This window comes from Acinetobacter pragensis, assembly GCF_001605895.1.
Classification (GTDB): Bacteria; Pseudomonadota; Gammaproteobacteria; order Pseudomonadales; family Moraxellaceae; genus Acinetobacter; species Acinetobacter pragensis.
Window position 1 is genome coordinate 1 of record NZ_LUAW01000017.1, and the last position, 14,697, is coordinate 14,697.

Sequence of the window (14,697 nt, forward strand, 5' to 3'; positions counted from 1 at the left end):
GACCAAGCTGAAAATCACCCCGTAGACTTTGACGGCTTCAGCAATTTGTTCTTTGCTGAAATTCAGGTCCTGATAAAAAACATTTGAGATGACACCCGCAATAATATCTGAAATTTGAGTGTTTGCAAGCGCGTTGCGCCACAGCGCCATCAAATGCTCTAAATCTTCGGGATGTATGAACTGAAGCCACTGCCCGTCATTTAGCGGGTTCTGCTGCAGCCCCGTAAACTGCATCATCGCGCTGTTGATATCTGAGGTTCCCTGACGGGTTTTCAGCCAAATCGGCAGATGAAAATGATCAATTAAATCATGAAGCTGTACATTGGATATCGGCATTGGAAAAATAGCAGGTGGCTGAAATTGGGCTGCAATCTCAGTTTCAATTTGCGCGGGTGTTTGCGCTTTGCTTTTCAATGACGATTTCATGACGTCCACCACTGAGTGACCACACAGCAAAGTATGGCATTAATCACATTTTTTAGTTTATAAAATTGGTTTTTTGATCAAATTATTTCAATGATGCTTGGTCAATTAAACATATTTATCAGCCTTTGCATAGTGTGTTTATACTAAGGGTTAAACAGGAAATTTGAAGGCGCCAGAGCATCTGCATGATGAATAAAGCGCGTGGATTTAAAATCCTGATGTTAGAATAGATCCCGACGTGTTTTAGCAGCCGTGAAATCAGAAGATGTCAGACAGCAATATTCCACTACCCGAACGTATTCGACCCCGCGACCTGTCCGAAATTATTGGACAGGATCATTTACTGGGAGATCAGGCGCCGCTGCGTCAAATGATCGATCAGGGGCATTTGCCGTCCATTATTTTTTGGGGGCCGCCCGGTGTCGGAAAAACCACTATCGCCCTGCTGCTGGCGCAAGCGGTAGACCGGCCTTTTGTCAGCTTATCCGCACTGAATACCGGGGTGAAGGAACTGCGGGAAGTAATTGCCGATGGCGGTGATTTATTGACGCCGGTCGTGTTTATTGACGAAATTCACCGCTTTAATAAATCGCAGCAGGATGCGCTGCTGAATGCGGTGGAAAAAGGCAAGATTACCCTGATTGGCGCAACTACGGAAAATCCGTCCTTTGAGGTCAACAGCGCGCTGCTGTCGCGCTGTCAGGTGTATACCCTGAATGCCTTGGACGCTGAATCGATTCAAACGTTGCTGACCCATGCGCTGCGCAGCGACAGCTTCTTAAAAGAACGGCATATTCAGATTGAAGAATTTGAAGCCCTGATTCAATTTGCAGCTGGGGATGCGCGTAAGGCGCTTAATTTATTGGACTTAATTGCCAGTACTTTTGAACCGGATCAGGAAAATACGATTACTAATGCCGTGGTGGTTAAAGTCGCGCAGCAGAATATTGCGCGCTATGACAAATCCGGTGAACAGCATTATGACTTGGTTTCCGCTTTGATTAAATCCATTCGCGGCAGTGACCCCGATGCAGCGTTGTACTGGCTGGCGCGCATGCTGAAAGGCGGGGAAGACCCGGTATTTATTGCGCGCCGCATGCTGATTGCTTCATCTGAGGATATCGGCAACTCCAACCCGAATGCGCTGCTGCTGGCGGGTGAATGCTTCCGCTCTGTACAGGTTATTGGCATGCCCGAAGCGCGGATTATACTGGGGCAATGCGCCGTATATTTGGCCACCAGCGCCAAAAGCAACAGCACGTATTTGGCCATTAATCAGGCCATGAGCTTAGCGGAAAAAACCGCAAATTTGCCTGTGCCGCTGCATTTGCGCAATGCGCCGACCAAGCTGATGAAGGAACAGGGCTATGGCGCGGATTATCTGTATCCGCATAACTATCCAGAGCATTTTGTGCTGCAGGACTACCTGCCGCCAGAATTGAAAGGCACTAAGCTGTATGAGTCTGCCCGCAATAAGCGGGAAGTGGAAGGCGAGCGCCTGCAGCAGCGCCGCTGGATGCAGGAACAGCAGCAGCAGTAAAAAAAAGCCCAGCTTAGGGGGCTGGGCAAAATAGGATGTTCCTTGGGAGATACATCCTAGAGGGTATTAAAAATAGACATTGCAATCTGGTCGGCAAAGCATCAGCGGTGAAACTGCTCATGTTGCCTGGTATGAAAAATATTTTATGTGATCTATCACATATTGTAAAAACGATAGTTTTCATGTTAATAATCTGTTTTTTAGATTAATACATTGAGCTGATTTTTCTGAATGCATAAAAAAACCGGGCTTAATGCCCGGTTTTTTTTATCGCTAAGCGATCTAATAGAAGGTCAATTAGATATCTGAAAGGTCAATGCCGATACGGGCAGCAACTTCTTCATACGCTTCAACCACACCGCCTAAACCTTGGCGGAAACGGTCTTTGTCTAATTTTTTCTTGGTGTCTTTATCCCATAGGCGGCAGCCGTCTGGAGAGAATTCGTCACCGAGAACGATGCGGTCGTGGAATACGCCGAATTCAAGTTTGAAGTCAACAAGAAGCATATTGCCGGCAGCGAAAAGCTCTTTCAGCACTTCGTTCACTTTGTATGTCAATTCTTTCATTTGAGCCAGCTGTTCAGCTGTTGCCCAGCCTAAAGAAATCGCTTGAGATTCATTGACCATCGGGTCGCCCAGCGCGTCATCTTTAAAGAATAATTCAAATGTAGGCGGAACCAGCTCTTTGCCTTCTTCAACACCCAGGCGGCGGCATAATGAACCTGCAGCATAGTTGCGCACTACGCATTCAACAGGAATCATTGTTAATTTTTTCACTAAAACTTCAGTCGGAGAAAGAAGTTTTTCAAAGTGAGTTTCAATGCCGGCAGCAGCCAATTTTTCCATGATAAAGGCGTTAAAACGGTTGTTCACCTTACCTTTACGATCCAGCTGTTCGATTTTCTCGCCGTTGAATGCAGATGCATCGTCACGGAAGACTAGGATAAGGTGATCTGCGCTGTCTGTTTCATAAACAGATTTCGCTTTACCAGTATAGAGCAAGGTTTGTTTTAACATGGAGGGAACCTTTTTCAAAAAAAATGCCTAGAAATGTCTAGGCTGGCCAATTTTGGTAAATCTGAGCTAACAGGTCTGCAGCTTTCTCTTTGTCTGCAAAACTGTTATCGGCATTGAACACAGCAAGGCTGTTGCTGGACCCGGCAGATGAAAGTCTTAAAATATAGGTTTGCTGATCGACTTTAACGGTTACTTCGTAACGGTTTTTGCTCTGACCAACGACGGTATGATTAAGGCTGCTGAGGGTAGCAAGTGTGTATTGCCAAATTGTAGCAGAATTTCCATCGATTTTGAGCAATGGATTCTGATTTCCGTCTGTTACCAGCTGAGGGCGGCCGATAGAAGCCTCTTCGGACTGACCGGCATCAGAAATGGATTGTTCCTGAGTTTCGTCAGGGCGCGGCAGGGAAAAACGGTTGCCTTTCTGATTTTCCAGTTTAGGAGCATGCTCAATAGCAAGCTGATCAACCGTTGGAGCAGGATACAGCGGCGTTGCAGGACGAACCACTGAACCTTCAGGATATTGCAGCGGATTAAGCTCGGTGGTGTTTTTGTAGTCCAAAGTGCCGTTGTTAAAGGCTAAGGAACTGCAGCCGGCTAAACTGAATACTGAAAGCGCAAGGGTTAATCCTAAACGTAATTGCATAATATTTTGCTCTTTATTGAATAACGCCCGCATCGGCTAATGCTTCATGAAGCGGTGCGCGGTATTGTTCTGCTAGCGGAGTTAACGGCAAGCGGATGCCTGCGCCGATTAAGCCCATGTCATGAAGTGCCCATTTCACAGGAATCGGGTTCGATTCACAAAATAGAATATTGTGTAAATTTGCAACTTTGGCATTCAGCAGTTCCGCGCCAGCCGCATCGCCGGCAATGGCAGCTGCGCAGACTTCGCTCATTTCTTTCGGCGCAACATTGGCCGTGACTGAAATGTTGCCCTGCGCGCCTAAGCCCATTAATTGGTAAGCTGTTGCGTCATCACCTGAATACACGGTCATGTCTTTGCCTTTTAAGCCTTCAATCAGGGCTTGGCCGCGCGGCACATCGCCGGTAGCATCTTTAATGCCGACAATTTGCGCAATGTCAGCAAGGCGGATCACGGTTTCGTTTTCCATGTCGACGCCTGTACGGCCCGGAACATTGTAAAGGATCATCGGCATGTCCGCTGCTTCAGCAATTGCTTTATAGTGCTGGAACAAGCCTTCCTGAGTCGGTTTGTTATAATACGGCGTAACCAGCAAGGCTGCGTCTGCCCCTAGCTCTTTGGCTTCTTTAGTCAGCTCAATCGCTTCATGGGTAGAGTTTGCGCCAGTGCCGGCAATAATCGGGATGCGCTTGTTGGCCACACGGATGATTTCTTTGATCACTTGCGTATGTTCAGCCATGCTTAGCGTTGACGCTTCGCCTGTGGTGCCGACGGCAACAATGCTGTTGGTGCCTTGGGCAATATGCCACTCAACCAGCTTCTCTAGACCCTTCCAATCTACGCTTCCATCTTCAAACATGGGGGTGACGATTGCGACAATTGAGCCTTGAATGGTCTGTGCTTGCTGAGTCATTTTGAAAAAAATCCTATTTGTCCATCCGAAGCGAAGTTTGGGAAACATGAATTTGGATGGGTTCGTATTTTGATTTATAGCAAAATCAATGCGCTTAATGGCAGTTGAATATTGCTTAGGCAAATTATGACTGATCGCAAGCATAAGAACAATATGCTTTAGTCAAAGCCATAAAATTCTTTATACAAAGCATATTTAAAACAATCAAGCAGATGAACGCAGAAGTTTACACAAAGACAGCAGGATCAAAAAAAATATCGGCGCCGTCAATTTTAGCCGGCTTAGCGATGCCGTATGGCCCGAACTCGGGCGCTTCAATTATCTTGAATGCATGGAAATGATTGAAATCCGTGCTTTTTACTCTGATTTTAAGAGGAAAAACAGATGAGGATAGACCTGAAAGCTATCTTGTTTTTTGCTGCGCATGATTAAAATGATCAATAAAAACTATCTTAATAATCTGTTTTAAATATAAAACAAAAAACATCGCTGGGCTGGATTCTGACTGCTGATGCTGATCTGAAAGCGGGATTTCTTGTTTTGGGATCAGTTTGCCTATTTCAGTTATTGTTTTTATGACTTTATTGCCCTCTGTAAAAAATGATAACAATCCATCATTTAAAGTGAAACCTGAGTAAAAGGTTCAACTTATTGATAGTTATTTTAGAACGCGCGCTCATAGATGATGACTTTCTAATTTGAACACTGATTGAACAAGGATTCTCCAATGGAAAAATCAGACAATAAACACGCTATTGTCACGGTCGCCATCTGTTTCCTGATTGCGGTCATTGAAGGCTTGGATATTCAGGCGGCAGGCATTGCCGCTGCTGGTATCCGCGAGTACTTTGGCTTGGACAAATCGCAATTGGGCGTGTTTTTTAGTGCAGGGATTCTGGGCTTATTGCCTGGCGCACTGATTGGTGGTCGTATTGCAGACCGGATTGGACGCAAAAAAGTCCTGATTTGGTCTACAGCCGTTTTTGCTTTATTTACGCTGTGCACGGTGTGGGTCAACAGCTTCAACAGTTTGCTGGCGGTACGCTTTTTGGCAGGCGCAGGCTTAGGCGCAGCCATGCCGATTCTGATTACGCTGGCTTCTGAAGCAGTAACGCCGCAAAACCGCGGCAGGGCTGTGGGCCTGATGTACTGCGGTATGCCGGTTGGCGCGGCTATTCTGTCGCTCATTGCGACCACGGACTTTGGCGCAAACTGGAAAAATGTATTCTATTTAGGCGGTTTGTTGCCAATTATTGTAATTCCGCTGATGATCTGGCTGCTGCCAGAGTCGCGTGAATTCTTGAAAACCCAAGACAAAGCGGCATCGGCAGAAGATGCGGCGCCAAAAGCGTCATTCAAGGATTTATTCAATACAGAAAACCGGATCCGCACTTTCTGCATCTGGGTGAGCTACTTCTTTACGCTGATGGTGGTGTACATCATGCTGAGCTGGCTGCCGTCATTGTTTACAGAGCTTGGCTTCAGCCGTAAAGACGGCGCAACAGCACAATTCTACTTCATGGTGAGCGCGACTGTCGGCACCATTATTTTAGGCATGCTGACAGACCGCTGGAAAAAAGCCTATGTGATTATTTTGATGTACGGCGGTATTTTGGCGGGCCTATTTGCGCTGAATGGCGCAGGGTCGTTAACGCAAATGTACATGGCTTCGGCTTTGGTCGGCGCCTTTGTGATTGGCTGCCAAGGCGTGCTGTACGCATTCGGCGGCATTGTCTATCCGACAGAAGTGCGCGGCACAGGGGTTGGCGTGGGTTCTGCTGTAGGCCGTATCGGCGCAATGCTTGGGCCTGCCATTGCCGGCCAGTTGCTGGCCGCAGGGTTTGGCGCAGCAGGGGTGATTTCTGCAGCCATTCCATGCATCATTATTTCAGCCATCTTCATGCTGCTGCTGGTGCGCCGCATTCCGCAATAACAGCAAACAATATAAAAAAAGCCTGCATCAGCGGGCTTTTTTTATATGCGTAGACATGGGATATCGCTGTGCTTTCAGAGTAAATCATTTGCTTTTCGGCGGGATGAATATAGCGCCCGGGCCATTTCATTTTTGAGGCTGAACCTGAATACTTGCGGTTTTTACGCTATGCTGACGTGCTGTAAGCAAGGAATAATAAAATGGAACCGAGCCTTATGCAGAAGACGAGTGCATTGATTATTGTCGATATTCAAAATGGATTTACCCCGGGCGGCAATTTAGCGGTCGCCAACGCTGATCAAATTATTCCTGCAGTCAATCAGCTGGCGCAGTATTTTGATCATGTGGTGCTGACGCAGGACTGGCATCCCGCCAATCATATTTCTTTTGCAGAGAATCATGCGGGGCGCAAGGCCTATGAAACGGTTCAGCTGGCTTATGGCGCACAAGTCCTGTGGCCGGCGCATTGCGTTCAAGGCACGCATGATGCCGCTTTGCACCGTGACTTGAATGTGCCGCACGCCCAGCTGATTATCCGTAAAGGTTTTCATGCAGAAATTGACAGTTATTCTGCCTTTCTCGAGGCCGATCATCAGACTTCGACCGGGCTTGCCGGCTATTTAAAAGAGCGCGGCATTAACACCGTCTTTATTACCGGTATTGCAACAGACTTCTGCGTAGCGTGGACAGCCATTGATGCCTGCAAGCTGGGCTTTCGGTCTTTTGTCATTGCGGATGCCTGCAAAGGCATTGATCTGCAGGGGTCATTGCAGCATGCGTGGCAAGAGATGCTGGCGCACGGCGTAAAGCGCATTTATACAAAAGATATTGTCAAAGTGCATGAAACTGTTTAGTTTCGGCGCTGATAGCCGGTGATCCAAGGCATCATTTCCAGATGCCTTTTTATTTTGAATGCAGCAGAGGTCAAAACGAATGGCAGCATTTCTAAACTTCAATCAATGGGTTCAAAAGACTTTCGCCTTTTGGGTGGTGCTGTTTTCAGGCCTTGCGCTCTGGATGCCGGACGTGTTTGTTTGGCTGAAAGCGTATATTCCGTGGGTGCTCGGCATCATCATGTTCGGGATGGGCATGACCATGACTCCAGCGGATTTTAAAGGCGTCATGCGCAGTCCGAAGGCCGTGCTGATTGGTGTGGCGGCCCAGTTTCTGGTCATGCCGGGATTGGCCTATGTATTATGCAAAGCCTTTTCCTTACCGGCAGAAATAGCGGTGGGGGTGATTCTGGTGGGCTGCTGCCCAGGCGGAACAGCATCAAATGTCATTACTTATATGGCCAAAGGCAATACTGCGCTGTCGGTGGCCTGCACTTCGGTTTCCACTCTTCTTGCACCGATTTTGACGCCTGCAATTTTTTATCTGCTGGCCAGCCAGTGGATTGAAATCAATGCGCTGTCAATGCTGGTGTCAATTTTGCAGGTTGTGCTGTTTCCGATCTTTTTAGGGCTGATTGCCCGCAGTGTATTTAAACGTCAAGCCGAATCTTATATTCAGGTCATGCCGCTGATTTCAGTCCTGGGGATTGTGGCTATTGTCGCGGCCATTATTGCGGGCAGCAAAGCGCAGATTTTGGAATCCGGCCTGCTGATTTTAGGCGTGGTCATGCTGCATAACGGCTTGGGCTATTTACTGGGTTTTTGGGCCAGTAAACTGCTGCAGCTGCCGTATGCTGACTGCAAAGCCGTTGCAGTAGAAGTCGGCATGCAGAATTCAGGCTTGGGTGTGGCATTGGCGGCTGCGCATTTTGCGGCATCGCCTGTTACGGCGGTGCCGAGCGCTATTTTCAGCCTTTGGCATAATATTTCTGGCCCAGCTTTAGCCAGCTATTGGGCCAGCAGAGCGGAGCCTGCTGAAGAGCAATCTGAGCCTCTTTAATGCATCTGTTGATCATTATGTTGAAAAGAGCGCGCGTCGCTCTTTTTTATTGCGGCAGTCTCGCCGTTATTGCAATGAAAAATAACGCTTCGGGCGCGATGTAACATGATTGTCATAATGTCTGCCTAACATGCCTCTCCGTAAGCTTTATAACAGACTGTTGAAAAACAGCATTGAGAGGGTATGCAAAACTTTCAGCATTCATCGGAGACCTATTTCAATCGGGAATTGTCGCTGTTTGAATTTAACCGCCGTGTACTTGCACAGGCACAGGATACCCGCTTGCCGTTACTGGAACGACTGGGTTTTCTGATCATTTTTGCCCGCAACTTAGATGAATTTTTTGAAATCCGCATTGCGGGTTTAATGAAACAGCGTGATTTAAACGCCATTGCCCGTACGCCAGATGCATTGCCGACAGAAGTAGTCTTGCAGGCCTTGTCCGAAGCGGTACATGCTTCGGTTAAAGAACAGTATGAAATTTTGAATCGCGCCATATTGCCCGAACTGCTGGCCAATGGCATACAGTTCATTCAATATCAGGATATTGAAGACAGGCATCTGGCTTGGATTGCCAAATTCTTTGCGAAAGAAGTGCAGCCGGTTCTTACCCCGATCAGTTTGGATCCATCCCATCCATTTCCGCGGCTGGTGAATAAAAGCCTGAATTTTATTGTCAGCCTTGAAGGCAAAGATGCTTTTGGCCGAGAAATCACTTTGGCGATTGTGCCTGCGCCGCGCTCCTTGCCCCGATTAATTCATTTGCCCGCTGCCGTTGCAGGATGCGCAGATGCCCAGATTTTCCTGACCGCAATTATTCAGCAGCATATCAGCGATTTATTTCCGGGCATGCGGGCGACCGGCTGTTATGCATTCCGCGTCACCCGCAATGCGGATCTCATCCTGTCCGAAGATGTGGATGATTTGGCGGTAGCGCTGAAGGATGAACTGTCATCGCGCCGTTTCGGCCGGGCAGTGCGGCTGGAAATTGAAGATGACTGTCCTGAAACGATTATTCGGTACTTGCTGAATGAGTTTGACTTGACGGAACAGGAGCTGTACCGGACTGACGGGCCGATTAATCTGTCGCGCTTAAGCAGCAGTTTTGACCGCCCCGAGTTGAAGCACCCTCTCTTTACCCCAGTGATTCCCAAAATTTTCCGAAAACAGCAAAGTATCTTTGATATTTTAAAGACGCAGGATGTGCTGCTGCATCATCCTTTTGATTCTTTTCAGCCAGTCATCAGCCTGCTGAAAGAAGCCGCCAAAGATCCGAAAGTTTTGGCGATTAAACAGACGCTGTACCGCAGCGGGCCGGATTCAGAAATAGTGCAGGTGCTGGCGGAAGCCGCGCGCAATGGCAAAGAAGTCACGGCTGTGATTGAGTTGCGCGCGCGTTTTGATGAAGAATCCAATATCATTGTGGCGAATATTCTGCAGGAAGCCGGCGCCGTGGTGGTGTATGGCATTGTCGGCTATAAAACCCACGCCAAAATGATTCTGATTGTGCGCCGTGAAAGCCATCAGCTGCTGCGCTACGTGCATTTAGGCACGGGCAATTACCATGCCGGCAATGCGCGGATGTATACCGATTACGGCCTCATGACCACACAGCCGGATATTTGTGAAGATGTGCACCGCATGTTTCAGGAATTGACCGGCATGGGCAAAATGGCCAAATTGAAAGCCTTGCTGCACGCGCCATTTACTTTGCACAGTGAATTGCTGAAATTGATTGAGCAGGAAATCGTCTTTGCTCAAGCAGGAAAAGCCGCCCGCATTATCATTAAAGTCAATGCGCTGACAGAGCCGCAGCTGATCGCAGCGCTGTACCGCGCTTCCGAAGCCGGGGTGAAAGTGGATTTAATCATCCGCTCCATTTGCTGCCTGATTCCTCAAGTGAAAGGCATGTCAGAGCATATTCATGTACGCTCAATTGTCGGACGCTTTTTAGAACATACCCGCGTGTATTATTTTGAGCATGGCGGCGAGAAGAAATTGTATTGCGCCAGTGCGGACTGGATGGGGCGCAATCTGTTTTCACGTGTGGAAACCTGTTTTCCGATTTTAGACAGCAGCCTGAAAAAACGGATTTTTAAAGATGGCCTAATGAATTATCTGCAGGACAATCAAAATGCATGGGAGCTGCAGTCAGACGGCCATTGGACAAAGGCAGCCTGCACTGATCCTGCTCAGGCGCATAGCGCCCAGCGGCTGCTGATTGAACAAAAAATGCTGAAAGTCTAAGGTTTAAAGCATTTCGCAAAATGCAATGCATCTTGAGGATTGATTTTCGCTAATAAAAAAAGCCTGAACAATATCAGGCTTTTTTTATTCTGCATCTGCAATTCAAGAGGCTTTGGACTGCTTGGATTTTAAAATCTCAGTCCGGAAGCTTTGCGCTAGTTCAGCGGCGCCGCTATCCATGCCATTCACCATGAAGGCGTGGCGGGTCAGCACATTGGTTGGATTCGGCAAGCTGACCAGCTGGAAATGCTCAGAAATTTCTTTCAGCTGCGTATTCGGCACATGCACTGCGCTTTCTTTTGCAGACAGCTGCTGCACCAAACGTTCAGCCGCCTGTACAGCAGACAGCTGCATGGCTTCAACTGCGCTGGATACGGCACTGCGGGTCTGCAGCACAAAGCGCTTTTCCTCACGGTAACGCTTGTACAGCACGTCAGACAGCAGCTGGAAGACAGCGCTGATCATGGTGAGGCACTGCAGCGCATTCGGCGTATCAGCCGAAATGCTGATGGTTGCGCCTTTGTCATTGAATTTATGGACTGTGCAGATGTCTGAATTGTTCAGCTTGTAGTGCTGTACGCATAATTCTACAGTTTTGTTCAGGAAAATTTGACACAAATTGAAATATGGCACAGAAACGGTCGTATTGACGGTATCCAGCAATTGCTTAGGATCATAGAACTGAATATTCAATGCCAAATCGTTGCTGTCGACAATGACCGGCTTGCTTTCTTTGGCCTTGGCTTTGGCTTGCGCATTTTGCTGCGCTTGCGCAATCGCCACGGCGGCATTGTGCTTTTCCTGTTCTAGCGCCTGCGTCAGCGTTTGAATTTCATGCTTTAAGCGCGATTCATTGTTGATGCGCGCCAGATATTCGGTGCGGCTTGGACGGGCAATGGCGCGGTAAGCCAGCCACAGCAGTCCATGAATAAACAGCGATGCTAAAATGGCCAGCCATTGGGTGCGTAAAATTTCGCCAATGCTTGGTTTGATTAAGGTGATTTCAATGGTGCCGACTTTCTTTTCATTCAGCAGCGCATCGCGGACAAAAACTTCACCTTCGCGGGTTTTGGTCAAGCCGCCCGTCGCCATCACTTGATTATCGGCATTTAAAATGCGGATAGAGGCCACGCTTGGATTGGTCGCGTAGCGGTCCGCCAGCAACGCCAGCGATACGGTATTCGCGGGTTCCATTTCAGAAATGCTGTCTGTCACCAGCTGGCTGGTCATGAGCTGGCCCTGACTGGCGCGGTTTTCATTCAGCTGGTGAGTTGTTGCCAATACCAATAAAAAGGTATGAAAAGCAAAACTTATAATCAGTAGGCTAGCAAATAGCCCTTGTCTAGGCGCATTCAACGTAAACTTCCAAGGCAATTCAGTTCATTTTCGATTATGATTCTCACAACAGTTGCAGCTCTGATCCGAGTCACTTCATGCGAGAAATCATTCTTATTTCATTTTTAGGACCTGACCAGCCTAATCAATTCACACGATTAATGCAGGTTCTTTCCACTCATTCCTTACAAATTCTAGATGTTGGACAAGCCGTCATCCATAACCAGCTGACTTTAGGTATTGTTGTGTCGTCTGATGATCAAACTGCGACAGCATTAGCCATGAAGGAAATTCTGATTCTAGCACATGATATCGGCTTAACTGTGCGCTTTAAACCGATCTCTGCAGCAGAATATGACCAATGGGTGAGTGAGGGGGGGCGTACACGCTATATCGTGACGGCTTTGGCGCCAGAACTGACTGCTTCGCATTTACAGGCCGTTACAAAAATCGTCTCAGGCCAAGGCTTCAATATTGAAACCGTGACCCGTTTATCCGACCGTCCGCACTTGAACAGCCAGCAAAATGGCCCGAAACGCGCCTGCGTGCAGTTCGGCCTGAAAGGTCAGATGCTGGATGCCGCGGCAATGCGTGCCGCGTGCCTGCGCCTGTCTGCGGAACTGAGTGTGGATGTGGCTGTACAGGAAGACAATGCTTACCGCCGCAACCGCCGTTTGGTGTGCTTTGACATGGATTCAACCCTGATTGAGCAGGAAGTGATTGATGAATTGGCCATTGAAGCAGGCGTCGGCCAGCAGGTGGCGGAAATTACAGAACGCGCCATGCAGGGCGAGCTGGATTTTCAGCAAAGCTTCCGCGCGCGCGTTGCGCTGCTCAAAGGCATGGATGCGTCTGTGCTGCCGAAAATTGCAGAGCGCCTGACCATTACAGAAGGAGCAGAACGCCTGATTTCAACACTGAAATCATTAGGTTACCGTACCGCTATTCTGTCTGGCGGTTTTCAGTATTTTGCAGAATACCTGCAAGAAAAACTGGGCTTGGACGAAGTGCATGCCAATGTGCTGGATGTTCAGGATGGTGTCGTAACCGGTGAAGTCAAAGGCCATATTGTCGATGGCGCGCGCAAAGCTTTGCTGCTGACCCATATTGCTGAAGAAATGGGGATTTCTTTAGAGCAGGCGATAGCAGTCGGCGATGGCGCCAATGATCTGCCGATGCTGTCTATTGCTGGTCTGGGCGTAGCGTTCCGCGCTAAGCCTTTGGTGCGCCAGAACGCCAATCAGGCGATTTCCAGTGTGGGACTGGACGGTGTGCTGTACTTATTGGGCGTGCACGACAAAGACTTAAACCGTGCATAAAAATGACGGTTTGATGAAAATGCGGCGCTGGCGCCGCATTTTTTTTGTCAATTCAACGCTAAAGCCGACCAGCGGTAATTTAAAATTGCTGAGAAAAACAACGATTAAGCCCATCTGAAAAAATATTTTTTTAATGTATAAAAGCCGTGTTTTTTTTGTAATGACACGCCAAGCGGGATGGAATCATTGTTCCAGAAAAACCGGAAAACTAAAAAATGTAATGACAAAATAATATTGCGACAAGGTATGTCGCTTACCCAAAATACAAGACTTTTTTTATACAAAAAACTCCTCATAATGCATGCATAGAGATTGAGATCAACAATATTCCATTGATTCATTTAACGGTATTAGTTGGCAGAAGAATGCAGCAATTGAATGCCGCTTCTGCCGTATGACGGAGGTTTTTATGGTAACAGCGAATTTAGCGACCATCATCGGCATCGGTTTAATTGCCACTGCGTTGATTGCTGTTTTCTTCTCGCCTTATCGTCGCTGGTTGAGTTTTATGCTGGCCGGGATGCTGGTTTGGGGACTTATTGAAGTCATTCGTTTTGGCACGCAAACAGTGTTTGAATTGCCCATGACCTACAGCTATCTGACCGCAATGACGTCTGCGATGGTGGTGTTTAGTTTGGTTTTACTGCGCGAAGACCGCCGTGCAGAGCGCGCGGTAGCTAGTCGCCGCTATATAGAGCATACCCCTGTGTATGAAGATGAACAGCAGCAGTGCTCTAGCCGTTAATCTATAATTAGATCCATAAAAAATGCGCTTTGGGGCGCATTTTTTATGGGCTGCCGTTTGATAATTGTTATACAAAGGCTTGCCTCTGAAAATAGAAGTTATGGTAGGATGAAGCAGTCAATTTTCCAACAATTACAATAGGCTCAAAGTCATGAAACTATCGTCAATCCCTGTCGTAAAGCTGCCGCTGGTTGATGTCAGCACGGATCCGCTGGATTTGCTGGTCGCTGGTTTAGCGCTGCGCATGAAACAGCTTGCGCGCACCAGTCCAAAATTTATTGAATTGGTTCATGAGCGCCAGTTCCGCATTCAAATTGGGACTGACTTGGGCGTAGCGCGTCAAATTATTGTAAATAATGGGCAAATTGACACAGTTTCGGGCGATGCAGAAAAAGCGGATTTTATTTTGCAGTTTGCTGACAGTGAGCAGGGCGTAAAAACTTTGATGAAAGGCGACCCGACGGCGTTCATGACGGGCATGCAAAACGGCAGCATCAAAATGGAAGGCGACTTTGGCTTATTGGTCTGGTTCAATCGCGTAGCGAAATTGATTCCGCCGAAACTGCCAAAACCGGTGAAAGAAAAAATTAAGATTGCCCGCCAATTCCTGAAAGAAAAAACCGGCCGCTAATTTTGAAAGCCAGCCTTAAAAGATAGATGTTAAAAAACCGATTTCAGACATG

At 47.7% G+C, this 14,697-nt stretch carries 13 protein-coding genes and 1 pseudogene; 9 read left to right on the forward strand and 5 right to left on the reverse strand.

From position 1 onward, the window contains the following. A pseudogene (locus tag AZH43_RS19100) lies at positions 1–426 on the reverse strand (PAS domain-containing protein); the annotation flags it as partial. 265 nt (positions 427–691) lie between these two features. Here AZH43_RS19100 and AZH43_RS07495 point away from each other — a divergent pair. After that, positions 692–1,966, forward strand: a complete 1,275-nt coding sequence (locus tag AZH43_RS07495; RefSeq protein WP_067668309.1) for a replication-associated recombination protein A — start codon at positions 692–694, stop codon at positions 1,964–1,966. Positions 1,967–2,263: 297 nt separating this feature from the next. On the opposite strand, the gene purC is transcribed toward AZH43_RS07495, so the two are convergent. Genes purC through dapA form a run of 3 tightly spaced genes read right to left on the reverse strand, consistent with a single transcriptional unit; the run spans position 2,264 to position 4,542 of the window. Next, positions 2,264–2,983, reverse strand: a complete 720-nt coding sequence (purC, locus tag AZH43_RS07500) for a phosphoribosylaminoimidazolesuccinocarboxamide synthase (protein ID WP_067668311.1) — start codon at positions 2,981–2,983, stop codon at positions 2,264–2,266. A 37-nt stretch (positions 2,984–3,020) separates the two neighbouring features. Then, complete coding sequence (locus AZH43_RS07505; protein WP_067668432.1) at positions 3,021–3,629, reverse strand: lipoprotein-34 precursor (NlpB); 609 nt, start codon at positions 3,627–3,629, stop codon at positions 3,021–3,023. Positions 3,630–3,642: 13 nt separating this feature from the next. Further along, positions 3,643–4,542 carry a 4-hydroxy-tetrahydrodipicolinate synthase gene (gene dapA / locus AZH43_RS07510; RefSeq protein WP_067668430.1) on the reverse strand — a complete coding sequence of 300 codons (900 nt, stop codon included), beginning with the start codon at positions 4,540–4,542 and terminating at the stop codon, positions 3,643–3,645. A 212-nt stretch (positions 4,543–4,754) separates the two neighbouring features. Between dapA and AZH43_RS19055 the strand changes: the two genes are divergently transcribed. The 5 genes from AZH43_RS19055 (at position 4,755) to ppk1 (ending at position 10,615) form a co-directional block, all read left to right on the forward strand. Then, positions 4,755–4,883 carry a hypothetical protein gene (locus tag AZH43_RS19055; RefSeq protein ID WP_264753347.1) on the forward strand — a complete coding sequence of 43 codons (129 nt, stop codon included), beginning with the start codon at positions 4,755–4,757 and terminating at the stop codon, positions 4,881–4,883. Between the two features lie 386 nt (positions 4,884–5,269). Continuing rightward, positions 5,270–6,475, forward strand: a complete 1,206-nt coding sequence (mhpT, locus tag AZH43_RS07520) for a 3-(3-hydroxy-phenyl)propionate transporter MhpT (protein ID WP_067668315.1) — start codon at positions 5,270–5,272, stop codon at positions 6,473–6,475. Between the two features lie 215 nt (positions 6,476–6,690). Next, positions 6,691–7,329, forward strand: coding sequence for a bifunctional nicotinamidase/pyrazinamidase (gene pncA / locus AZH43_RS07525; protein ID WP_067668434.1), 639 nt, complete (start codon positions 6,691–6,693; stop codon positions 7,327–7,329). 79 nt (positions 7,330–7,408) lie between these two features. Continuing rightward, the gene (locus AZH43_RS07530) at positions 7,409–8,368 is read left to right on the forward strand and encodes a bile acid:sodium symporter family protein (protein WP_067668317.1); all 960 of its coding nucleotides are present in this window, start codon (positions 7,409–7,411) and stop codon (positions 8,366–8,368) included. A 183-nt stretch (positions 8,369–8,551) separates the two neighbouring features. Beyond that, positions 8,552–10,615, forward strand: coding sequence for a polyphosphate kinase 1 (ppk1, locus tag AZH43_RS07535; RefSeq protein ID WP_067668319.1), 2,064 nt, complete (start codon positions 8,552–8,554; stop codon positions 10,613–10,615). A gap of 102 nt (positions 10,616–10,717) precedes the next feature. Here ppk1 and AZH43_RS07540 read toward each other — a convergent pair whose 3' ends face one another. Beyond that, entirely contained in the window at positions 10,718–11,971 is a 1,254-nt protein-coding gene (locus AZH43_RS07540; RefSeq protein ID WP_067668321.1) for a hypothetical protein, read from the reverse strand. A gap of 77 nt (positions 11,972–12,048) precedes the next feature. On the opposite strand from AZH43_RS07540, the gene serB reads away from it, so the two are divergent. The 3 genes from serB to AZH43_RS07555 all read left to right on the forward strand — a co-directional run bounded on the left by serB (position 12,049) and on the right by AZH43_RS07555 (position 14,645). Continuing rightward, positions 12,049–13,269: a phosphoserine phosphatase SerB gene (gene serB / locus AZH43_RS07545; protein ID WP_067668323.1), complete on the forward strand. Its 1,221-nt coding sequence runs from the start codon at positions 12,049–12,051 to the stop codon at positions 13,267–13,269. A gap of 409 nt (positions 13,270–13,678) precedes the next feature. Then, entirely contained in the window at positions 13,679–14,014 is a 336-nt protein-coding gene (gene aciT / locus AZH43_RS07550; protein ID WP_067668436.1) for a ciprofloxacin tolerance protein AciT, read from the forward strand. 151 nt (positions 14,015–14,165) lie between these two features. Further along, positions 14,166–14,645 carry an SCP2 sterol-binding domain-containing protein gene (locus AZH43_RS07555; protein WP_067668325.1) on the forward strand — a complete coding sequence of 160 codons (480 nt, stop codon included), beginning with the start codon at positions 14,166–14,168 and terminating at the stop codon, positions 14,643–14,645. The last annotated feature ends 52 nt before the right edge of the window (positions 14,646–14,697 follow it).